Annotated in this window: 13 protein-coding genes and 4 pseudogenes; 6 read left to right on the top strand and 11 right to left on the bottom strand. The window is 69.7% G+C overall.

Annotated elements, in window-relative coordinates:
• Positions 1–18: 18 nt before the first annotated feature.
• The 3 genes and pseudogenes from FHX81_RS02395 to FHX81_RS02385 all read right to left on the bottom strand — a co-directional run.
• On the bottom strand, positions 19–1,290 hold the full coding sequence (locus tag FHX81_RS02395; RefSeq protein ID WP_141974991.1) for a M1 family metallopeptidase: 1,272 nt from the start codon (positions 1,288–1,290) through the stop codon (positions 19–21).
• A complete protein-coding gene (locus tag FHX81_RS02390; RefSeq protein WP_246107584.1) occupies positions 1,287–5,075 on the bottom strand; it encodes a Pls/PosA family non-ribosomal peptide synthetase in 3,789 nt (1,262 codons plus the stop codon). Before FHX81_RS02390 ends, FHX81_RS02395 begins: the two co-directional genes overlap by 4 nt.
• A 149-nt stretch (positions 5,076–5,224) precedes the next feature.
• A pseudogene (locus FHX81_RS02385) lies at positions 5,225–6,103 on the bottom strand (LLM class flavin-dependent oxidoreductase); the annotation flags it as partial.
• A gap of 663 nt (positions 6,104–6,766) precedes the next feature.
• Between FHX81_RS02385 and FHX81_RS02380 the strand changes: the two are divergent.
• Complete coding sequence (locus FHX81_RS02380; RefSeq protein ID WP_141974988.1) at positions 6,767–8,239, top strand: hypothetical protein; 1,473 nt, start codon at positions 6,767–6,769, stop codon at positions 8,237–8,239.
• A gap of 44 nt (positions 8,240–8,283) precedes the next feature.
• Here the strand turns inward: FHX81_RS02380 and FHX81_RS02375 are convergent, their stop codons facing one another.
• Positions 8,284–8,514 carry a hypothetical protein gene (locus tag FHX81_RS02375; protein WP_141974987.1) on the bottom strand — a complete coding sequence of 77 codons (231 nt, stop codon included), beginning with the start codon at positions 8,512–8,514 and terminating at the stop codon, positions 8,284–8,286.
• Between the two features lie 81 nt (positions 8,515–8,595).
• On the bottom strand, positions 8,596–9,630 hold the full coding sequence (locus tag FHX81_RS42920; protein ID WP_141974986.1) for a S8 family serine peptidase: 1,035 nt from the start codon (positions 9,628–9,630) through the stop codon (positions 8,596–8,598).
• Positions 9,631–10,130: 500 nt separating this feature from the next.
• Here FHX81_RS42920 and FHX81_RS42915 point away from each other — a divergent pair, with 500 nt between their 5' ends.
• The gene (locus FHX81_RS42915) at positions 10,131–10,322 is read left to right on the top strand and encodes a zf-HC2 domain-containing protein (RefSeq protein ID WP_425473874.1); all 192 of its coding nucleotides are present in this window, start codon (positions 10,131–10,133) and stop codon (positions 10,320–10,322) included.
• Here FHX81_RS42915 and FHX81_RS02360 read toward each other — a convergent pair.
• The 3 genes and pseudogenes from FHX81_RS02360 to FHX81_RS02350 form a co-directional block, all read right to left on the bottom strand.
• Positions 10,295–10,576 (bottom strand): annotated as a pseudogene (locus FHX81_RS02360) (transposase family protein); the annotation flags it as partial. The gene FHX81_RS42915 and the pseudogene FHX81_RS02360 sit on opposite strands and share 28 nt — an antisense overlap.
• A 47-nt stretch (positions 10,577–10,623) precedes the next feature.
• On the bottom strand, positions 10,624–13,485 hold the full coding sequence (locus tag FHX81_RS02355) for an AfsR/SARP family transcriptional regulator (RefSeq protein ID WP_246107582.1): 2,862 nt from the start codon (positions 13,483–13,485) through the stop codon (positions 10,624–10,626).
• Between the two features lie 787 nt (positions 13,486–14,272).
• Positions 14,273–17,062 carry an AfsR/SARP family transcriptional regulator gene (locus tag FHX81_RS02350; RefSeq protein ID WP_342787158.1) on the bottom strand — a complete coding sequence of 930 codons (2,790 nt, stop codon included), beginning with the start codon at positions 17,060–17,062 and terminating at the stop codon, positions 14,273–14,275.
• Between the two features lie 144 nt (positions 17,063–17,206).
• Here FHX81_RS02350 and FHX81_RS02345 point away from each other — a divergent pair, with 144 nt between their 5' ends.
• Entirely contained in the window at positions 17,207–17,752 is a 546-nt protein-coding gene (locus FHX81_RS02345; protein WP_141974984.1) for a hypothetical protein, read from the top strand.
• 221 nt (positions 17,753–17,973) lie between these two features.
• Here the strand turns inward: FHX81_RS02345 and FHX81_RS02340 are convergent.
• A pseudogene (locus FHX81_RS02340) lies at positions 17,974–19,081 on the bottom strand (IS110 family RNA-guided transposase).
• Between the two features lie 120 nt (positions 19,082–19,201).
• On the opposite strand from FHX81_RS02340, the gene FHX81_RS02335 reads away from it, so the two are divergent.
• Both FHX81_RS02335 and FHX81_RS02330 read left to right on the top strand, forming a co-directional pair.
• The gene (locus FHX81_RS02335) at positions 19,202–19,570 is read left to right on the top strand and encodes a transposase (protein WP_170231895.1); all 369 of its coding nucleotides are present in this window, start codon (positions 19,202–19,204) and stop codon (positions 19,568–19,570) included.
• 97 nt (positions 19,571–19,667) lie between these two features.
• Positions 19,668–20,282: pseudogene (locus FHX81_RS02330) on the top strand (IS3 family transposase); the annotation flags it as partial.
• Here the strand turns inward: FHX81_RS02330 and FHX81_RS02325 are convergent.
• Complete coding sequence (locus tag FHX81_RS02325; protein WP_141974981.1) at positions 20,230–21,603, bottom strand: IS30 family transposase; 1,374 nt, start codon at positions 21,601–21,603, stop codon at positions 20,230–20,232. The pseudogene FHX81_RS02330 and the gene FHX81_RS02325 overlap by 53 nt on opposite strands.
• 44 nt (positions 21,604–21,647) lie before the next feature.
• Here FHX81_RS02325 and FHX81_RS02320 point away from each other — a divergent pair, with 44 nt between their 5' ends.
• A complete protein-coding gene (locus tag FHX81_RS02320; RefSeq protein ID WP_211363356.1) occupies positions 21,648–21,992 on the top strand; it encodes an IS3 family transposase in 345 nt (114 codons plus the stop codon).
• Between the two features lie 261 nt (positions 21,993–22,253).
• Here FHX81_RS02320 and FHX81_RS02315 read toward each other — a convergent pair whose 3' ends face one another.
• Complete coding sequence (locus FHX81_RS02315) at positions 22,254–22,652, bottom strand: hypothetical protein (protein ID WP_141974980.1); 399 nt, start codon at positions 22,650–22,652, stop codon at positions 22,254–22,256.
• Positions 22,653–22,765 lie beyond the last annotated feature (113 nt).

The raw sequence follows: 22,765 nt of genomic DNA, 5'->3' as shown, positions 1-22,765 counted from the left end.
CGTTCTGCCGTGATCGAATCACCGCGCAGGTAGGCGCGGTTCGGCCAGCCAGGCGCGGAAGAACGCGGTCAGCGGCTCGCGGGCGTGCCGCTGGGCCAATCCCACGAAGTCGCTCGTGGTCGCGGTGCCGTGCCGGTGGCCGTCGGTCCACTCGCGGAGGACACCGAAGAACGCCGCGTCACCCAGCTCCCCGCGCAGGCCGTGCAGGGTCAGCGCGCCGCGCTGGTACACGCGGTCGTCGAACAGGTCGGCCACGCCGGTGTCGCCGACGCGGAGGTCCTGCGGGAGGCGGGCCAGCCGCGCGTGGGCGCGTTCGGCGTGCGCGGCGGCGGACGGGCCGCCGGACCGCTCCGACCACAGCCACTCCGCGTAGCAGGCGAAGCCCTCGTTCAGCCAGATGTCGCGCCAGTCGGCCAGGCCGACGCTGTTGCCGAACCACTGGTGCGCCAACTCGTGCGCGACCAGCCGCTCGTGCCCGCGCCGCCCGTCGACGTGGTTCGCGCCGAACACCGACATGCCCTGCGCCTCGACCGGCACCTCCAGCTCGTCGTCGGTCACCACCACCTGGTAGTTCCGGAACGGGTAGGGGCCGAACAGCTCCTCGAACACGGCCATCATCCGCGGCTGGCGGGCGAAGTCGTGCCGCGCCGCGCGCAGCAACCGCGCGGGCGCGGCCACGTCCTGCCCCTCGGCCAGCGCCAGCCGTTCGTAGCGGCCGATCTGCACCGACGCCAGGTACGTGGCCATCGGCTCGGCCTGCTCGTACACCCACGTCGTGCTGCTGCCACCGGCGCGCAGGTCGACCGGCACGCCGTTGGCCAGCACGGTGTAGGGCGACGGCGCGGTCACCGAGACGCGGTAGGTGGCCTTGTCGCGCACCAGGTCGTTGCACGGGAACCAGGACGGCGCGCCGATCGGCTGGCTCGCCACCAGCGCGCCGTCGGTCAGCTGGTCCCAGCCCAGCTCGCCCCAGTGCCGGGAGCGGACCGGGCGCGCCACCCCCGAGTACCGCACCTCGACGGTGAACGCGCCGTCCACCGGCCGCGCCGGGCGGACCCGCAGCTTCCCGCCGCCGTGCACGTGCCGGGCGGGCCGGCCGTCCACCAGCACCCGGTTGACCGTCAGCGTGCCGAAGTCCAGCACGACCCGCGCGCACGGGCCGTCGGCCACGGCGGACAGCGTCGCCCGCCCGGCCAGCCGCCCGGTGTGCGGCTTGTAGTCCAGCTCCAGGTCGTAGTGCGAGACCCGGTAGCCGCCGTCACCGTGGTCGGGCAGGTACGGGCCGGTCATCGCCAGGCGGAGATCGGGTTGCCCAGCCAGCGCGTGCCGTCGGGCACGTGCTCGCCGCGCATCACCAACGACGCCGGGCCCACCGCCGCGTGCGCGCCGACCGTCGCGCCCGGCAGCACGATGCCGTGCGGTCCGAGCGTGGCGCCGGCGGCCAACTCCACCTGGTCCATGCGCAGGATCCGATCATGGAACAGGTGGGTCTGCACCACGCACCCCCGGTTCACCGTCGCGCCGTCGCCCAGCCGCACCAGGTCCGACTCCGGGAACCAGTACGACTCGACCCACGTGCCGCGGCCGATCCGCGCGCCCAGCGACCGCAGCCACGCCGCCATCACCGGCGACCCGCCGGCCCGGCCGACCAGCCACGGCACGGCCAGCACCTCGACGAACGTGTCCGCCAGCTCGTTGCGCCACACGAACCCGCTCCACAACGGGTGCTCCCGCGCCCGGAACCGGCCCACCAGCAGCCACTTCGCCGCCGCCGACACCGCGCACGCCAGCACACCGGCGGCGAGCAGCACCGGCCCGGCGAGCCACGGGCCCACCTCGCGCAGCGCGAACAGCACACCGACGACCAGCGCCACGTGGCACATCACCGGCACCACCCGGCACAGCTCGACCAGCGCGCGGGCCACGACCAACCGCCGCGGCGGGTCGAACGTGCGGCTCTGGTCACCCTGCTCGGCCGCGCGCGGCAGCTTCATCGGCGGCATGCCCAGGTACGAGCTGCCCGCCTTGGCCCGCTTCGGCGTCGCCGACAGCACGCCGACCAAGCCCCGGTTCGGCACCGAACGGCCGGGCGCGGTCATGCCCGAGTTGCCCAGGAACGCGCGCTTGCCGATCCGGGCCGCGGCGATGCGCAGCCAGCCGCCGCCCAGCTCGTAGGAGGCGACCATGGTGTCGTCGGCCAGGAACGCGCCGTCGCCGATCGTGGTCATCTTCGGCAGCGCGAGCACGGTCGACGCCTCGACCCGGCGGCCGACCCGCATCCCGAGCATCCGCAGCCACACCGGCGTGAACAGGCTCGCGTACAGCGGGAACAACGCGACCCGCGCGGTGTTCATGAGCCGTTCGGTGGTCCATGCCTGCCACGCGACCCGGCTGTGCACCGGGTACGTCCCGGCGCGCAACCCGATGCCGAGCAGCCGCACCGCCACCAGCACCGACAACGCGTAGGAACCCAGCCACACCACCGTCGCCGGCGGCACCGCGAGCAACGCCGACCCGAGCGTCACCGGCTCGCGCACGACCAGCAGCACCGGCGGCACGGCCGCCGCCACCGGCAGCAGCCCCAACGCCGACGTCGTCACCGCGTAGACGAGCCGCCACCACCACGACCGCGGCGGACGCGGACCCGGCCGGCCCGCCTTGCCGTCGCGCTGCGCCGGCACCCCCGCCCACCGCTGGCCCGTCGGCACCGAACCGAGCACGCCCGAACCGGGCGCGACCACCGCCCGCTTGCCGACCCGCGCACCCGGGAACAGGGTGCTGCGCGCGCCGACGACCGCGCCGCCGCCCACCCGGATCCGGCCGACGTGCAGCCGGTCGCCGTCCACCCAGTACCCGGACAGGTCCACCTCGGGCTCGATCGCGCAGCCCTTGCCGAGCTTGAGCAGGCCGGTCACCGGCGGCGCGGAGTGCAGGTCCACGTCCGGGCCGACCTTCGCGCCCAACGCGCGCGCGTAGTGCGTGAGCCAGGACCCGGCCAGGTTCGTCGCACCGCTGAACTCCGCGAGCCGTTCAGCGGTCCACAACCGCAGGTGCACGCCGCCGCCGCGCGGGTACGTGCCAGGACGCAGACCGCGCAGCAGCAGCCGCGCCCCACCGGCCGCGATGAGCACCTTGCCGGGCGGGCTGACGAACACCAGCCACCCCGCGGCGATCCACCACCACGACACGGGCGTGGTGAAGCCGACGACGTTGCCGACCGCGGCCAGCGCCACCGACCACCGCAGCCCGACCAGGCTCATCAGCGGCACGAGCAGCAGCGACTGCACCAGGCCGGTGCGCCGCGGCGTGGGCGCGACCTCGCGCGTGACGCGCTGGTGACCGCTCAGCTCGTCCAAGCGGGCGGCCAACGCGCGCAGCGTCGGGTGCTGGTAGACGTCGTTGACCGAACCTCCGGGGTGGCGGGTCCGGATCGCGGTGACCAGTTGGGCCGCGGCGAGGCTGCCGCCGCCGTGCGCGAAGAAGTCCGCGTCACGGCTGCCCACCCGGGTGCCCAGCAGCCGCGACCACTGCTCGGCCAGCCACCGCTCGGTCCCGGTGAGGTCGTCGGTCGGCGCCGCCGCGTCCAGCTCGGGCAGCGGCCACGGCAACGCGGCCCGGTCCACCTTGCCGGACGTGCGGGTCGGCAGCGTGTCCACGGTGGCCAGCAGCGGCACCAGGGCCGCGGGCAGCGCGGAACGCAACCGCGACAGCGCGTCGGCCTGCTCGAAGCCCTCCGGCGCGACGACGTACCCGACCAGCACCTGGTTGCCGGCCCGCGTGGTGCGCACCGCGGCGGCGGCGCCGGCGACCCCCGGCAGCGCCTGCAGCGCCGCGTCGACCTCGCCCAGCTCGATCCGCCGCCCACCCAGCTTGACCTGCTCGTCCGCCCGGCCCAGGAACAGCAACCCCTCGGGCTCGGCGCGGACCAGGTCACCGCTGCGGTAAGCGCGGTCCCACCCCAGGGCCGGCAGCGGCGCGAACTTCTCCGCGTCCTTGACCGGGTCCAGGTAGCGGGCCAGGCCGACACCGCCGATCACCAGCTCCCCGGAACCACCCATCGGCACCGGCACGCCGGCCGCGTCCACCACGGCCAGCTCCCACCCGTCCAGCGGCAGCCCGATCCGCACCGGACCCGCACCCGTCAACGGCGCGGCGCACGCCACCACGGTCGCCTCGGTCGGCCCGTAGGTGTTCCACACCTCGCGACCGTCGACGGCGAGCCGTTCGGCCAGCTCCGGCGGGCACGCCTCACCACCGAAGATCAGCAGCCGGACGTCGTCCAGCGCGTCCACGGGCCACAGCGCGGCCAGCGTCGGCACCGTGGACACCACCGTCACCTCGCGCTCGACCAGCCACGGCCCCAGGTCGAACCCCGTGCGGACCAGGGCGCGCGGCGCGGGCACCAGGCACGCGCCGTGGCGCCACGCCAGCCACATCTCCTCGCAGGACGCGTCGAAGGCCGCGGACAGGCCCGCCAGCACCCGGTCGTCCGGCCCGATCGGGTCGTCGGCGAGGAACAGGCGCGCCTCGGCGTCCACGAACGCGGCGGCCGACCGGTGCGAGACCGCGACGCCCTTCGGCTTGCCCGTCGAACCGGACGTGAAGATGATCCACGCGTCGTCGTCCGGCCCGGGAGCGCCGACGAGCCCCAGGGGCGTGCCGCGCAGCCGGAGCCCGTCGGTGACGACCGCGCACACGTCGGCTTCGCCGAACACCAACTCGGCGCGCTCATCCGGGTCGTCGGCGTCGACGGGCACGTACGCCGCGCCCGCCGCGAGCACGGACAGCACCGCGAGGTAGAGGTCGACGGTGCCGGACGGGACGCGGACGCCGACCCGGTCACCGACACCGATGCCGGCCGCGGCCAGCGCCCGTGCCCGCGTGCCGACCTCGTCCAGCAGTTCGCGGTAGGTCAACGACGTCGTGCCGTCGTCCAGCGCGGGGGAGTGGGGGTGCCGGCGCGCGGTGTCGGCCAGCACGTCGACCAGGGTGCGCTCAGGGGCGGCCGAGCCGGCGCGGAACACCGCCGGCGTCTCGATCAGCGTGGGGAGTGCGGTGTCGGGAGCGATGGTCACCGACGGGCACCGGGGAAGCGAAATGGCACAGTGAAGTCCTCCAAGAAAACGCCGACCTGCGACTTTACCGGGGATTCACGTGCCCGTCGCGCCCATGTGACCGCGAGTGGGTGGTGTCACATCGTGCTACGGCACCGGATCTCGGCCGATCAGTCCACAGTGGAGGAACCAAGTTCTCTGTGCACCAACGGCATGATCTCGGTGCCGAGCAGTTCGATCGCCTCCATGACGAGGTGGTGCGGCACCCCCGACCAGTCCATCTGCAACGCGTAGCGGTCGGCGTTCACCAGGCGGCCCACCGAGATCAGGCGTTCCGCCACCTCCTGCGGGCTGCCCGCGAAGATCGACCGCGCCCCGCGCGTCCACGCGTCGTACTCCGCCCGCGACGGCACCGGCCAGCCACGCGCCCGCGAGCCGTACTTCATCGTCTCCAGCCAGTACGGGTAGAACGCGTCCTTGGCGTCCTGCGAGCGGCGCGCGACGAGGCCGATCGCGCTCATCGTCACGCTCAGCTCGGCGGCATCGTGCCCACCCGCTTCGCCCGCTTGCCGGTACACGTCCACCAGCGGCGCGAACCGCTCCGGCTCACCGCCGATGACCGCGTACACCACCGGCAGGCCGAGGAGCCCGGCCCGGATCGAGGACTCCGGGTTGCCGCCGGTCCCGACCGAGATCCGCAGGCGCTCGCCGTACGGGCGCGGGTGGACGTGCGCGTTCCGCAGCGGGGCCCGGAACTTGCCCGACCACGTGATCGGGTCCTCCCGGTCCAGTCGCAGCAGCAGCGCGAGCTTTTCCTCGAACAGCTCGTCGTAGTCCTCCAGGCTCGCGCCGAACAGCGGGAACGACTCGGTGAACGACCCGCGCCCGGCCAGCAGCTCCGCCCGGCCCCGGCTGAGCTGGTCGAGCGTCGTGAACTGCTGGTAGACCCGCACCGGGTCCTCGGTGCTGAGCACGGTGACCGCACTGCTCAACGTGATGCGCGAGGTGACGCTCGCCGCGGCGGCGAGCACCGTGCCCGGGTTGGAGATGCCCTCTCAAACACGCAGATGTGGGACTCGACCCACCTTCAAGGTGAAGGATGCGAGTCACACGTACAAACTAGCAGCGGAGACGGCGATCCGTACAGGTGGGACCGATCCCACACCGGCATCGCAACGTCGTCACCGTCAGTGCACGCCGGACGTGGACGATGCGGCCACTGCGGGCGAGAAGCCAGGCGCACATTGACCTTCTCGCGGTCGCTGAGCCGACTCGCGACGCCGTCGAGTCGGACTGGGTTACGCGCCGCGATGTGCGGCGGCGGCGTGTGGCCGACATGCTGCTGGCGGACGCAGAGCGGGCGCTTGAGAATTGCTATTCACCGGCCCAGAAGGGGTGTAGCCGATCAGGACGACCACGCCGATGACGATCCACAACACCAGGTAGACGAGCCCTTCGAGTAGCGTGCGGGTTTCCCGGCCGATGCGGCGGCAGGGCATCGCGCCGAAACTGGACGGTGTCCGCCCTGCTGTGGAAGCCGCCCAGGAACCTGAAGATCGCCGACACGGGCCCGGCGTCGGCGGCCCAGAAGTCGTGCACGACCAGCTTCATGCCTCGCGGTTCCCGTCGCGCCACGAGCTGGCCGACGTGGTCGGCTAACCCTACCGGTCAGGACGATGATCCGCCACGGATCTTCCAGCACACTGACTGGCATGGACTTATCGCCCGAGTCGGTGCTGCGGATGGTGCTCATCTGGGCCGTGGCCATGCTGGCGTTGTCCGGGCTAAGCGAACGGCGGACGCGCCGGTTACTCCTCGGGATGCTGTACCGGAGAGTGTTCCCGCTTCTGCTGGTCGGGCTCTTCGCGGTCGTAGTGTTTCTGGTGCCCGACCGCTTCCCGCAGTGGTGGGACAGGTGGTGGCGGTACGTGGTTCCGCTGTCCACGGTGCTCCTCGGCCTGGCGCTGTGGCTGCGACAGCAGGGCCAACGGCTGATCTGGAGCGGTTACTGGGAATTCCGTGATCCCACCCCGGAACCCGAGATCGGCGTGGAGGGTCTGACCCGACCTCCGATCACGAGGCTGCGGGTGCTCGGCTACATGATGATGCTGGTCGGTCTCGCCCTCACGGCCGTTCCCACACTGGTGTTGCAGCGGCGCGACATCACCCCGGACTGGGTGGAGCCGAACGGGTTCCTCATCGGCGTCGCCGGGGTGTTCACCATCCTTTACGGCGGCAAGACGCTTAAGCTCGCCCGCACCCGGCGGGCGCGGGAACTCTCGTCGCGGCCGATCCGCGGGAATGCGTGGTCGGGATCGCTGCTGTGGGTCGCGGCCTGGCTGTGCTGTCTGGCCGGGCTGGTGCTGACGCTCGGCGGGCTGTCGGTGATGATGGACCCTCGCGACCTCGCGTGGTGGCAGACGTTTCTCACGCTGTGGACCATGATCCTGGGCGGTGCCGTGTTCACGCAGGGCCGCAAGGCGTTCCTGCGGGCAAGGCGGCACCGGACCCGTTTCATCCCGGATCATCGGCACCTCCGGGCCGGTTCCTATGTGCTCTACCTGCGCTCGTTCGAGGAGGACGAGCGGCACACGGCCCTGCATGAGGTGCCGCTACCCGGTCTGACCGGTGGTGCGATGTTCGGATTCCTGGTGTCCGGGCGTTCGGCGGAGGAGCACGTCGCCGAGATCCTGCGGCCGGTCGGGCCGTTGGTCGCGGTCGGCGCACCGGGTGAGCGGCTGCCGCATATGGGCGCGGTGCGCCTGTACCTGCCCTATGAGGGCTGGCAGGAGCCGGTGCGCGAGCTGATGCGTGGATCCCGGCTGACCGTGCTGACCCTCGGCACGAGTGAGGGCACGATGTGGGAGTTGGCCGAGGCGTTCCGGCTGCTGTCTCCGCAACGGCTGGTGTTGTTCATCCCGAACCTGGGCGACGCGGACTACCGGCGCATCCGCGCATCCGTGCCGCGTCTGCCGGAGTGCCCCGTGTGGCTGGCCACCGGGCACCGAACTGTGATCCAAGGCGTCATCCATTTCGCTGCGGACTGGACGCCGTCCATCGTGCCCGTCGTGGACGACCACGGCGACGCGACATCGAACCTCTTCACGGCAATGATGCCCGCGCTGCTACCCGCCTTCACCGCGCTCGGGGAGTACGAGAAGGAAACCGGCGCCGACCGACTGTGAACTGGTGTCCGTTCGACGAACAGCGCTGTCGTCCCCGGCCTGGGTTACAGGTCGCGCCACGTTCCCCGGCCGTTGTGCCACGACGTCCACCGCATCCCGCCGCCGTGTTCGAGGGTGAACAGGTCCATCTCGTTGGTGTAAGGGGCGACCGCCGTGACGACGGACTTCGGCGCGGCCGTGCTGCTCGGGATTGGAAACCAGGGGCGCCAGGTCTCGTCGGGGTTCTTCCAGGTCGACGACACGGTTCCGGTGGGGCTGACGGTGAACAGGTCCATCTGAACGGGTTGTGTGCCACGACGGACACGGTCGCGCCGGGCGCCGCTACGCCGTCGGAGACGGTGTTCCAGCCCAGCCAACTATTGAACGGATGGCCCCACCAGGCGGTCCTGATCCGGCCGTCCGAGCCGACGACGAACAGTTCCATGCGGTCGGGGTTGCGGGCCAGCGCGGTGACCGTCGTGCCCGGCGCGGCGATCGGGTCCTCGGTGACCGCGGCCCAGCTGTGCCAGTCTTCGACGGTGTTCCACCAGTTCGTCAGGACGTGGCCAGCGGCGTTGGTCGTGAATAGGTCCATGAGTTCGGGTTTGCGCGCCACCACCGACACCGTCGCACCGGGCACGGCGACCGAAGCCTCCGTGAGACGGTACCAACTCTGCCAACCCCTGATCGGACCGTCCCACCGGACCGACACGACCCGGCCGGCGGTGTCGGTGACGAACAGGTCGATCAGGTCCGCACTGCGCGCCACCGCCGACACTGCGGCCCCGGGCAGCGTGACCACCTGGTCGTCGATGGAAAACCAACTGTGCCCACCCTCGGCGGGATTCCACCAGTTGGTCAGCACGCGCCCCTCGGCGTCGGTGTCGAAGACGTCGACCTGATCGTGCTTGCGCGCTACGGCGGTGACCGCCGTGGTCGGCCCGGCCGCAGGCAGGTCTCCCAGGCGCTCCCGTGCAGGCCACCACGCGCTTTGGTTCCACCACCGTGTCCAGACATGCTTGTCCGCACCGACTGCGAAGGTCTCCAGGTGGCCCGGAATACGGTCGAGAGCCGACTTCCCGTGGTTGGACAGCACCGACAGGTCGGCGTAGAAGAACCTGTTGGGCGAACCGGCGCCGGGATCGCGGACCTGGTTGATCGTGGCGGCGGCGGTGAGCGTGTCCCTGACCTGCCGCGGAGTCGCCAGGGGGGCTGAGCGCCAGGTAGCGCGCCGCGATCCCCGCGACGTGCGGGGCCGCCATCGACGTGCCGCTGAGCGTCGCGCTGTCGTTGTCGTTGCGGTGGTACGCCGACACGATGTTGACGCCGGGCGCGAACAGCGACAGACAGAAGCCCCGATTGGAGAACCCAGCCCGTTGGTCGTTGCTGCCGGTCGCCCCGACCGTGATCACACCTCACGCCCGCGCGGGCGTGGATGCGCACGCGTCGGCATTGTCGTTCCCCGCGGCCACCACGACGGTGGAACCCAGACCGGCAAGACGGGTGACCGAGTCGTCCACGATTGGGTCACGCCGGAGGTGCTGAAGCTCATGTTGACCACGGCGGGCCGGGCACGGACACCGGCCACCCAGTTGATCCCGGCCAGGAAGTCCGACACACGGCCGGGATTGTCGGGCGTCGGCTGCATGCCCGGCGTCGTGAGGGCGAGCAACTGGACGGTGCGCACGCCAGGCCCGCCGCTCGGGCCCGTCGGACCGCTGCCTGGACGCGTGGCGGGTGACCGGGTTCTCCGGCGGCTATCGGGTAAGCATACGGGGTTGCAACGACGGTGAATTGTAGAAATGGGGCGGCATGCAGCTCGACGACGGCTCCATCGCGATTGTGAACGCCAAGTGGCCAAGTGCCTTGGACGCCCCCCCGTGGGCGGGTTCGCGTACCGGGCCCGTAAGGCCTGCAACAGGCGTACCTCCAGGCTCACATCGCCGACGCTTCGACAGAACGCTGTCGTGCTGCGATCACCCGGCTCGGCGCGTGGATCCGCAGCGGCCTGACCCGGCGCGAGACAGCCCAGGTAGAAGATCACCTGGATTACTCTCTCACTGCTGCACGCTGGCTGCCGTGGCGCTTGTGTTTTCCCGAGTAGTACGGCCGGTCGGCGGCGACGCGGTTGATCCGGAACAGGGTGTGCCGTCAAGGATGACGTAGGTCTTGCTCATGGCGATTTTCGGCGCGTCGGCCAGGTCCGGTGCCAGCGCCGCCAGGAGTTGGGCGGCCTTGTGGATGTAGTGGCAGACGGTGGCCGGGCCGGCGCCGAACCCCGCGGCCAGGCGGCTGTAGGTGTCGCCGCAGTGCAGATAGGGGCAGGACCGATAGGGCTTGGCGTCCGGGACGAGCCCGGAGATCCCGTTTTATGGTTAGCGGAGTCTGCGGGTTGTCATCGGCTGTCATCGGCGGAAATTATCGACGGGATCGCGTGCGAACTCGTCGAGTTGTTGTCGGATGCGTTCTGCTTCGTCTTCTCTACCGTGTTTTCGGTAGAGCTCGAGCGCTTGGCGCCATGCTGTGATCGCCTGCTCGTGGCGGCCGAGGGCGGCGTAGGAGTTGGCGATGGTGGCGAGTGTGGGTGCGGCGGCGTATGTGTGGCCGAGTGTGTGGAGCAGGGTGAGCGCGAGGCGGTGGTGCTCGACGGCTTGGTGGTGGTGGCCGGTGGCCTGGTCGATCCATCCGAGGACCACCAGGCTGTCGGCTTCGCCGGCGATGTAGTTGTCGCGGCGGGCGAGGCGCAGTGCGGCGTTGCAGTGTTCACGGGCGGTGCCGTGGTTGCCGTTCAGGGTTTCGTACCAGCCGATCATGGTCAGCGTGTTGGCTTGCCAGGCTGTGTTGTCGAGGGTGCGGTAGAGGTCCATTGCTTGTCGGGCGTGTCGGAGCCCGTCCGGGTGGGCCTGCGGTGGTGCTTCATGCCGGGATGCGACCCAGGCGATGGTGTAATGCAGGTACGCCTGTTCGTGCATGTCGGTGTGATGGGCGCTCAGCGTCAGGGCGCTGTCGAGGTGTTCGGTCGCATCGTCGTGCCGCCCCAGCCTCGCGAACGTGAGCCCGAGTCGTCGGTGGATCATGGCTGTGACTGCGGGCTGGTTCAGTTCTTCGGCGGCGTCGAGCGCGGTGTTCCACACGGGCAGTTCGTCGTCGTAATGCCCTCGTCGGAACTGGAAGGTGTGAAGACTCCAGGCCAGCTGCCATGTCGCTTGGTGCCAGTGGTGCGCGGCAGCGGTCTGTTGTGCGCCGAGTATGTGGTGGTACTCGTGGTTGAGCCATGACAAGGCGGCGGGGTAATCGGGGAGAGCTTGGGGGAGGACCGTGTCAGCGGGTGGCATGAGGTGGATCGGTTGGCGATGGGGGTCCAGGAGGTGGTCGGCGACGTTCGCGGTATGCAGGTAGAACTCGACGACCCGCTTCAGCGCCCCGCGTCGGGTGCTGTCGGGCAGGTCGGCTGCGAGCGTGGCGGCATAGGTGCGTACGAGGTCGTGCATGGCGTATCGGCCGCCGGAGCGACGTTCGACGAGCGAGGCGTCCTCCAAGACTCGCAGGACGCTGCGTGCTCGTCGTTCCGGTAGCCCGCTGAGGCTTGCGGCGGCAGGCAGGCCGATGTCGGGGCCGGGCGCGATTCCCAGCAGTGCGAAAACAAGTCGTTGCTCGTCGGTGAGGTGGCGCAGGGACCACGACAGAACCGTAGGCAGGCTTGCGGTCGGATCCTCCGACGCCAAGGCGTCCAGGCTCGAGTCGCGCAGTTCGGCGACGGCGTCGGACAGTGCCAGTCCGGTGCGGGCGCGGGCGCGGGCGGCGACGATCGCCAATGCCAGGGGCATGCCGCCGCATAATCCGATGAGGTCGACGGTGGTCTGCTCGTCGGTGCCGAGAACGTCGCTCCCGAGGTCGGCGGCCAGCATCGCCTGGGATTCCGCGTGGGTGAGTACTCCCAGGGTGAGGGGTTGGGCGCTGTGACGGGCCGTCAACGCGGGCAGTCGATGGCGGCTGGTGACCAGCACGGTGCACGAACGACTGCCGGGAAGCAGCGGCACGATCTGTTCGGTGGTGGCCGCGTTGTCCAGGACGATCAGCATCCGTTTGTCCGCGACAAGGCTACGGAATCGGGCTGCCTGGGTGTCGAGGTCGGCGGCGTCACCTGAATCGGCGCCCAGGGCGTCGAGGAATCCCCGTACCGCCGCCACCGGCTCGACGGGCGCTTCGTCGGGGCTGAATCCCCGTAGGTCGATGAACAACTGCCCGTCGGGGAAGCGGTCCAGGTTGTTGTGCGCCCAGGCAAGGGCTAGCCAGGTCTTACCGACGCCGCCGAAGCCCGCGATCGTGCAGAGGGCCGCTGTACCTTGGTCCTCCAAGATGGTTGTCAGATGCGCCAGTTCGCCGGTGCGGCCGATGAATCGTCGTGGAGGGGCGGGCAGTTGCCGCGGAACGGTTACCGAGGCATATCCCGCAGCTGCGGGATATGCCTCGGTAACGGTGGTCGAGGTGGTGAGGCCGGGGTCGGCGGTGAGAATGCGCTGATGCAACTCGTTCAGGGCGGGACTGGGGTCGGTGCCGAGTTCGTCTGCCAGGTGGCGTCGAGTGTGCTGGAAGTGTCGAAGGGCCTCGGCCTGCCGCCCCGACCGGTACAGGGCCAGCATCAACTGGCCGACCACTCGTTCGTCCGACGGCTCGGCAGCCGCGCGGGTGGTCAACTCGGGCAGGAGGTCGCGGTGCTTGCCGCAACGCAATGCCCAGTCGACCTGATCGGCCTGGGCGGCCGCGTGCTCGAGGTGTAGCCGCCGCCGCACCGAGTCGGCCCACTGCGTGTTCGACTCCGCCAAGGGCTCACCCCGCCACAATGCCAACGCTTCACCGGCCAACGTCAACGACCGGACGGCATCGGGATTCTCACGGGCTGCGGCCCACAGCGCTCGAAAGCGGTGCAGGTCCACCATGTCCGGCTTGACAGCCAGGAGATAGCCGTCCCCGCGATAGGTGATCGAGATTCTTGCGCGGGCCAACGCCCGACGCAGGTGGGCCACGTAGGTGCGCAGTGTCGGCCTGGCGCTGAAGGGTGGGCGCTCACCCCATATCCGGTCGATCAGCACACCCACCGGAACCACACGACCCGCATCGATCGCCAGCGCCGCCAGCACTGAACGTTGCCTGGCGTGCCCCACCGCCACCAACAGATCGCCGCAACGGACTTCCAAGCCACCCAGAATATTCACCATGAACTCCTGGGCGTCGTCCTCGGCGCACCCCTCCCGCGTCACCGGCATCGATCACCCGCCTTCAGTGCCGGCCTTCGCACCACGCCCGACCTGACGTGACGACGAGTTCCTTCCCGATCGGTCATAGATACCGCTGTCAAGCAGGGAATTCAACGACCTTCCGGCGGACTTCCGGCGTCGGAAGCCGATGCTGGCGACGCCGGGCAGAGGGGGCTCGGACGGCAGGGCCGGGACGGGCGTCGTGCCACCCCCAGGGCACAGAGCCCTCCCGGCCCGCTCGCCGAGACCTGGGATCGGCTGCCCGACTGCCCGGTGTGCGGCACCACCGCGCCGGTCGGGCCGACGGCGGCAGATAGAGCCGACCAGTACGCCTGACCGGCTCCAAGTCACGGACGACAGACCACTTTCGCTTGGGTAGTTCACCGTGAACGGTGGGCGGCCGGTGTCGGACCGGGCCAGCGGTACCGGAACCGGACCGTCAGGCAGCGGCCAGCTCGGGAACGAGATAGGCGGCCAACACCCAGTTGTCGAACCCCGCGCCGAAGCACATCGGACAGCTGACCCGGTCGACGAACTCATATGCCCAGAGCCAGGATAGGCCGGGGTAACGAATCTCGTCCCAGACCTCGCTGGTAGTTCAGTGAAACACCGGCAACCAACGATCCACCTCCCGGCGACCGTGGGGAATTGGTCTGACGGCTCGCCAGAGGTACACCTGCGTAGCCAGTGGTACCGGGAGACGGGCCGGTGGGTGGGGACCACCTCAGGGTCACGGGCCGTGGCCGTCATCCGGGTCGACGGACGTTGGCGGGTCAGGGTGTGCTTGCCGGGGCCGTTATCGGGTGTTGTGGAGGTCGGCAAGTTGTCGTTGCACCCGCTCGGCGTCGGCCTCACGCCCTTGCTGTCGGTACAGCTCCAGTGCTTCCCGCCAGACCGTGAGGGCTTCGTCATGTTGACCGAGGGCGGAGTACGGATGGCCGAGGTGTTCGAGGACGTCGGTGGCGGCGGTTGTGTGGCCAAGGCGGTGGAACAGGGTCAAGGCCTGTTGGTAGTGATCGACGGCCTGGTTGTGCTGGCCGGTTTGGTGGTCGATCCAACCCGAGACGTCCTGGATGTTCGCCTCGCCGAAGAGGTCATGCTGGCTGCGGTGCAGGGCCAGGGCAGTCTGGCAGTGCTTACGGGCCGTATCGTACTCGCCTAGGTGGGCGCTCAACCAGGCCACCATGTTGAGCGCATGGGCTTTCCAGGCTTGTTGGTCGAGAGCATTGTGGATTTCTAGAGCGCTTTTGGCGTGCTCTAAGGCTTGCTGACCGTTTGCCCGCACGTACAAAGCCCACGAGAGTTCGCCGTGGGCTTGGGCCTGTTGGCTGGGGTCGTCGTGGTGTTCGGCGAGTGCGAGGGCTTGGACCAGATGCCGGTCTGCCTCCTCGTGTCGCCCCATATCTGCATAGGCGCGGCCGAGGCGTCGGTGGCTGAGGACAAGTGCGTTGGGGTCGGGCAGATGGGCAGTGGCGTTCAGCGCGGTCCTCCACACGGTGAGGTTGTCGTGGCGGTGTCCGCGCCGAAGGTGGAAGGTCGTCAGAGCCGAGGCCAGTTGCCACACGATGTGGTGGCGGTGCTCTGTGGCGGCGACGTGCTGTGCGGCCAACAGGTGGCGGTGTTCCGCGTCCAGCCATGCGAACGCGGCCGACCTGTCGGCCAACGGTTGAGAATGACCGCCGGACGTCGGTGGATCGAGGCGAATCTGATGGAGTTGGGGAAACAGGAGGCGGTCAGCGGCATAGGTGGTATGCAGGTAGAAGTCGACCACCCGATCCAGCGCCGCTCCCCGGACAGGTTCGGGCAGGTCGTGAGCGATGGTGGTGGCGTAGGCGCGCACCAGGTCGTGCATCGCGTATCGGCCGCCAGAGGTGTGGTCGAGGAGGGAGACGTCGGCCAGGGCGCGCAGCACGATGCGTGCTTCCCGGTCCGGCAGGCCGGTGAGGCTGGTGGCGGCGGGCAGGCCGATGTCAGGGCCGGGGGCGATCCCGAGCAGCGCGAACGCGGTGCGCTGAGTGTCGGTGAGGTGGCGCAGGGACCAGGACAGCACGGCGGGCAGGCTGGCGGTGGGGTCGTCGGCGTCGAGGGCGTCCAGGCCCGACTCGCGCAGCTCGCTGACTGCCTCGGCCAGGGGGAGGTCGGGTTGGGCGCGGGCGGCGACCAGGCCGAGCGCGAGCGGGAACCCTGCGCACAGCGCGATCAGTTCGGCGGTGAAGTGGGCGTCGTCGGCGATGCGGTCGGCGCCGAGGATGGCGACGAGCAGGGCGTGGGACTCGGCGTCGGTGAGCACCCCGAGGGGCAGCGGGTGGGCGCCGTGCCGGGCGGTCAGGCCGTGTAGTCGGTGGCGGCTGGTGACCAGCACGGTGCAGGTGGTGCCGCCGGGCAGCAGCGGCATGACCTGCTCGGTGGTGGCAGCGTTGTCCAGCACGATCAGCATCCGCTTCTCGGCGACCAGGCTGCGGTACAGCGCGGCCTGGGCCTGGGGGTCGACCGGGATGCGGTCGGGGGGCACGCCCAGGGCGTCGAGGAAGCCGCGCACCGCCACCGCGGGATCGGTGGGTGTGCCGTCCGGGCTGAACCCGCGTAGGTCGACGAACAGTTGCCCGTCGGGGAACCGGTCGAGATGGCGGTGGGCCCAGGCCAGGACCAGCCAGGTCTTGCCGATGCCGCCCGCTCCGCCGATCGCGAAGATCACCCCGGTGCCTCGCCGGTCCAGTGCGGCGTTCAGGACGGTCAGGTGGTCGGTGCGGCCGGTGAACCTCCGGGGCGGGGCGGGCAGTTGCCGCGGCACCATCAGTGACGGCGCGCCAACTGTGGTTGTTGTTGTGTTCGTCGGGCTGAGGGTGGGGTCGGAGGTGAGGATGCGCTGGTGCAGCTGGTGCAGTGCCGGGCCGGGGTCGATGCCCAGCTCCTCCACCAGGTGCTGCCGGGTGCGCTGGTAGTGAGCCAGGGCGTCGGCTTGACGGCCGGCGCGGTACAGCGCGAGCATCACCTGCCCGGTCACCCGCTCGTCCAGCGGCTCGGCCTCGGCCCGTGCGGTCAGCTCCGGCAGCACCTGTCGGTGCCGGCCGCAGGCGAGCGCCCAGTCGATCCGGTCGGTCTCGGCGGCGGCGCGTTCCCGGCGTAATCGCTCTCGCACTGCCTGCGCCCAGGCGGTGTCCAGCTCGGCCAGCGGTTCACCCCGCCATAACGCGAGGGCCTCCTCGACGACCGTCAGGGCACGCTGCGGGTCTTCCTGCCCCCGCGCCGAGGCGAAGAGCCAGCGGAACCGGTGCAGATCCACGGTGTCGAGCTCGGTAGCCAGCACGTATCCGCTGCCGTGTCGGGTAACCGTGGCCCTGGACGTGGCCAGCGCCCGGCGTAGGTGGGTCAGGTAGACGCGCAACACCGATCGCGCCGTGTTCGGCGGGCGTTCGCCCCAGACACGGTCGATCAGGCTGTCCACCGGCACCACCCGGTTGGCCTCCGCCGCCAGCACCGCGAGCACCGACCGCTGGCGGGCGTGCCCTACGGGTTGCGGCCGGTCATCCAGCCACATCTCCACCTCACCCAGCACCCCCACTACGACGCGACGATCAGCTTCCACCGCAACCCCTCCCCTCATCCTGGATACCGGTTGGGAGCAGGAGATACAACGGAGATTTAGCGGGTTCTTAGCGCGCTGCCGCGATGGTGGACAACACCACGACGGCCCCCAACCGGATCCACTTCGAGAGCGAGTTACCCGTACATGCAGGGCGACGTGCAGCAGGAGCCAATCCGGGAGTGTCGTTCCGTTCGTGGCCAACTCGCGATAGACCGCGAGGCCAATCCTCGGGAAGGAACCATCTTGAAATCGATTATCAAACCGCTCGGCGTGGCGCTGGCCGCCCTGTTCACCGTCCTGGCGTTGTCCTCGCCGGCCTTGGCCGCGCCGAGGTCGAGCGCAACGGCGCAGCAGCAGGTGGGAACGCAGCAGGCGGTCAGTGTCGACAGTGTTGACGGCTACTACAACGGCTCCGTCGTCGTCGGCACGAACGTCGTCAAGGCCAACGGCAGCATCGCGGACACCGGGTTTCACCGCAGTTCGAGTGCGCTTTACATCAAGATCACATCAAGCGCAGGCACCTACAACCTCCCGTTCGTCACGGTAGGCAACAACAGCAGCTTCGTCTTCCCGACCCGCGAGGCGAAGTTCCCCGGGACGTTCATCCGGGGGACGGCCACCATGTGCTCGTGGATGAACTCGGGCAGCAGCAGCGTGTGGTCCTGCGGCACGCCGCAGTCCATCAGCTGATCGAACCGGGCGAGGCGCCGCAGCCGCAGCAGCTGCGGCGTCCGCCATCGATCATCAAGTGCTGCAGGGGCACCAGATCGTGAACCTTGCCCATACCGCGGCGACCATCAACTTGGTACGCGACGGCCATTCTCTATCAACGGCCCGTGAGGTTCCCCCGGTAGCCAGGAGTCTTCCCAGGCATGGTCCGATAGGGCCTGAAGGGAGTCTCAATGTCGGTGTCAAGCCGCGTGGGCTGTGATCGGGAGTGAGGCTTGGTAGTGCCGGTTGTCGCGCAGCAGTGCCCATAGGACGTTGATTCGTCGGCGTGCCAGGGCCATGAAGGCCTGGACGGGGCGTTTGCCTTCGCTGCGTTTCCTGTCGTAGTAGGCGCGGGAGGTCGGGCAGCAGCGGATGGCGGTCAGGGCGGCCATGAACAGTGCTCGTCGCAGTCCGCGGTGGTAGCGGGTGGCCTTTGCAGGCGGCCGGTGCGTTTGCCGGAGTCGTGGGGCACCGGTGCCAGTCCGGCGTAGGCGGCCAACTGGTCGGGCGAGGTGAACAGGTCGGGGTCGCCGACGGCGGCGAGGAACTCGGCGCCCAGGCGGAATCCCATGCGGGTAGGCTGGTGATCACCGTAGCCTGGTGGTGGCGGCGGAACCGGGCCTCGATGGCGGTGTCCAGCTCGGTGATCCGCCCGTCGAGGTCGGTCACCTCCTTGGCCAGGCCGGCGACCAGGTCGGCGGCGATGTCCTCGCCGGCAGACGGGCGGTCTGCGCCTTCGCGGCGGATCGCCTTCGGGCGTTGGTAACGCGACAGCCGTACCACCCAGGCGCGTGGGTCGGTGGGGCTGGCCGCCCGTTCCAGCGCGGGGCAGACCGCGGTCAAGTGTTGGCGCAGTCGGTTGAGAGCGCGGGTGCGGGCGGCCACCAGGTCCGCACGGCGGGTGGTGAGCATCCGCAACTCGACCACGAGCTCGTCGGTGGGGCGCAGCTCGGCCAGATCGCGTCGCATCCGGGCCTGGTCGGCGATGACACGGGCGTCCTTGGCGTCGGTCCTGCCCTCGCTGCGGTAGCCAGCCGCGGCGCGGCTGACCGCCTTGCCGGGCAGGTAGCTCACCGACTGGCCGTGTTCCCACAACACGGTCAGCGGCAGAGCCGCCTCCACGGTGGTCAGGTCCACCGCCCACTGCGCCTGGTCGGCGCCCAGGCGGGTCATTTCGCCCAGCAGTGCCAGCAAATCGGCCTCGTCGTTGGCCACTCGCCGGGACAGCAGACGGCGTCCCTCGGCGTCCAGCACACAGGCCCAGTGGTGTTCCTTGCCGACATCCACCCCGACCCACACCGGGTTCAACCAATCCTCCCGCTTGCACGTTGACGCAGGTCAGCTTATGGACGCTCCGCTGGCACCTCCTTGAACGCAGCGACGGTTCGCAGACTTCAATCAGCGGTCGGCAGCGTCCGGACAGGTCGGGTGGCCACTCCCTTCAAGCCGCACCCGCAGGCCGGCAAGGCGTCCCAGCCATACCCGACCCGTCCAGGCATCCGGCACGTCGTACCGGACGACTACCAACTTAAGAAGTCGTCCGTGGCACCACCGAAGAAGTACCCCGACGAGTTGCGGGCTCGGGCTGTCCGCTTGTACCGGGAGTCCGACCCCAAGCCGGTGATCCGGCGCCTGGCCGAGCAGCTGGGCGTGCACCACGAGGCGTTGCGGAACTGGATCCGGCAGGATGAGGCCGACCGCGGCGAGCGGGACGACCGGCCCACCGGGACCGAGTCGGAGGAGCTGCGCCGGCTGCGCAAGGAGAACGCGGAACTCAGCGCGCCAACGAAATTCTGAAGACCGCGTCCGCGTTTTCGCGGCGGAACTCGACCCGACCCGCCGACGGTCGTGAAGCTGATCGAGCAGCTTCGCGACCGCTTCGGGGGTCGAGTTCGTCCTCCGGGTCCTGGGCGTCGCCTCCTCCACCTACCACGGCTGGGTGGCCCGACAGACCGACCCGTCGGATCGCGATCGCGAGGACCGGGCGATCACCGCGGAGATCGCCGACATCCACACCGCCTCGGGCGGTACCTACGGCAGCCCGCGGGTGCACCAGGTCCTGCGACGTCGTGGTATCCGCGTGTCGCGCAAGCGGGTCGAGCGGCTGATGCGCCAGGCCGGCCTGCAGGATGCCTTCCTGCGCAAACAGTGGCGCGCCCCGTCGACGAGGCAGGATCCGCGGGCCGCACCGGCACCGGATCGGGTGAACCGGGACTTCACCGCACCCGCGCCGGACCGGTTGTGGGTCGCCGACGCCACCCGGATCCGCACCGGCGAGGGCGTCTTCTGGCTCGCGGCCGTGCGCGACGCGTTCTCCAACCGGATCGTGGGCTGGAAGACCAGCGACCGCTGCGACACCGACCTCGTGCTCGGCGCCCTGGAATACGCGATCTGGTCCCGTGATGTGCGCGACGGACAGCTGATCCACCACAGCGACCGCGGATCGACCGGCGGATTCAATCGGTCGTCGCAACACCAGCTTGTTGGAGCGAGGATAGATGATCGTTGAAGGCTTCCGCAGGTGTCCTCCAGCCGAGGGTCTTGCGGGGTCTGCTGTTCAGTGCGGCGGCGACGGCTTCGATCTCGTCGACGTCCCATCGGGACAGGTCGGTTCCCTTGGGGAAGTACTGGCGCAGCAGGCCGTTGGTGTTCTCGTTCGTGCCGCGCTGCCATGGGCTGTGCGGGTCGGCGAAGTAGACCGCCACCCCGGTCTCGATCCGCAGCTGCGCGTGCCGGGCCAGTTCCTTGCCGCGGTCCCAGGTCAACGACCGCCGCAACTGGTCGGGCATGGTCGTGAACCTCGCCGCGATCGCGTCCTTCACCGCCAGGGCGCCGCGACCGGCCAACGCGGGACCGTTCTTGACGTGCCGTTCGGTGCCGAAGCCTTCCATGCGGGGCAGGTGCAGCAGCATCGTGAACCGCGTCGTCCGCTCCACCAGCGTGCCGATGGCCGACCGGTCGGCGCCGATAATCAGATCGCCTTCCCAGTGACCCGGCACCGCCCGGTCCTCGACTTCGGCCGGACGCTCGCTGATCATCACCTCGGCGGTGACGTGACCGCTCGCGCGTTGGCGGGCGCGAGCACGCGGCACCCGCAGCGCACGACCGGTGCGCAGACAGGCGACCAACTCCCGCCGCAGCGCGCCGCGCCCCTGGACGTAGAGGGCCTGGTAGATCGCCTCGTGCGAGATCCGCATGGACTCATCATCGGGGAAGTCCAGCGGCAACCTGCGACTGATCTGCTCCGGACTCCACGCCGTCACCCATTCGCGGTCCTCTTGCCGGGGTTTGCCGCGGCCGTTCCACTTGCGCGCGATCGGCCCGACCTCCACTCCTCCGGGCGTGCCGATCGCGCCGGCAAGCCGGTCCTGGACGTACTCGCGGAGCAGATCATCGGCGGCGAGCTTGGCGGCCTTCGGGCGTCGGGCCATCAGTTCGGCCTTCCACTGCGCGATCGAGGCCCGGTAGTCCAACCGACCACCGCGGGTGGCGGCGTTGCGGCGCAACTCCCGCGAAATCGTCGACGGTGACCGCCCCAACCTGCGGGCGATCTCGCGCACGCCGACGTCCTGGACCCTCAGCAGCGCAATCTCCTCGCGCTCGGCGAACGACAGATACCTGCCAGATGGTGGGGTGAGACTGATCGAGGGCACGCCACCACGCTGCCGGAACCACCGCCAGCCCACCGGCCCCGACACGCCGCACGCGACAGCCGCATCCTCAGTGGACACCCCTTCCGCGATCGCATTCCAGAACGCACGCTCCACATCACGACGAATCGGAGGCCGCCCCGGGGATCTCATCGCCGGACGCCCCGTCACAGTCGTCATCCACCCTGCTGGCCGTCCCATCCGACCCCTCCACGATCAAGGTGTTGCGACGACCGGTTGAATCCGCCACCTACACGGCCTTCCGCTTCGCGGAACGGTTGCAGGACAACGGGATCCTTCCCTCGATGGGATCGATCGGCGACTCCTACGATAACGCGCTGATGGAGAACTTCTTCTCCACGCTCAAGATCGAACTGGTCTACCGCCGCTCCTGGCGCACCCGCGACGAGGCCGAGAACGACCTGTTCCGCTATATCGACGGGTTCTACAACACCGAACGCATCCAGAAGGACCTCGGCTGGCTCAGCCCCGACGAGTACGAAGCCGCCTGGCACGCCGCCCAGGCCCATCCAGCTACCATCCCGGCGGAACCGACCGCATCCAGGTAACAACCACCTCGGGTCATCGGGGGAACCTCATCCCGGTTACCCTCGCGAGGTCAGGCGTCTCCTGGCACACCTGATCACTACCATTCACGACCGCACCTGGGCCTGGGCCTGGGCCTGGTCCCACTGGCGCAGACTCCACCGACACCGCGCCAAAGAAGCCCACTATCAGCGAAGACAAATGCAACATCACGAGGTGCGACTGGAGTACTAGTTGATGTGGCGTCCCCGCCCGACCAGGCGGGGACGCCCACGGGAGGTAGGTCAGCAGCGCACGGCCGAGCCGTAACCTTCCAGATTCTCGTCCCAAACCCAGCCGGCGATGTCCTCGCCGACCACCCGGACCCACGTCCAGGTGTTGCCGTAGTCGTTGACCGTGTAGCAGTGGTAGTGCAGTCGCGTGCTGCTGTCGATGTAGCCGTCGATCGAACAGTCCCCGTACGGGCCCGCCGAGCGGACCGGGACGCTGCCCTTGGACGGGTAGCCGTTGTTGAACGTGTCCTTCGGCGAGTGTGAGTGCGGACGACACGCCGCCGTCGCCGACACGCCGCCTTCGGCCGACACGCCGCCTTCGACCGGCACGGCGGCTGCGGGCGACGGTGCCATGGAGATGAGGCAGATCCCGAAGACGCCGAGCGCGGCCAACGATTTACGCAACGCCATGTGGTTCCTCCGTATGGTGGATGAATCGGCACGTCCTTCACCCGTGCCAGGTGACCCGCCTCGGCAGCGGTACGACCTTTGGTGTCGAGCACCCGATCGCACCGATTGCTCCA

The organism is Saccharothrix saharensis, assembly GCF_006716745.1.
Lineage (GTDB): Bacteria > Actinomycetota > Actinomycetes > Mycobacteriales > Pseudonocardiaceae > Actinosynnema > Actinosynnema saharense.
The sequence above is the reverse complement of the archived record's forward strand: the minus strand, read 5'-3'. Positions and strand labels throughout refer to the sequence as shown.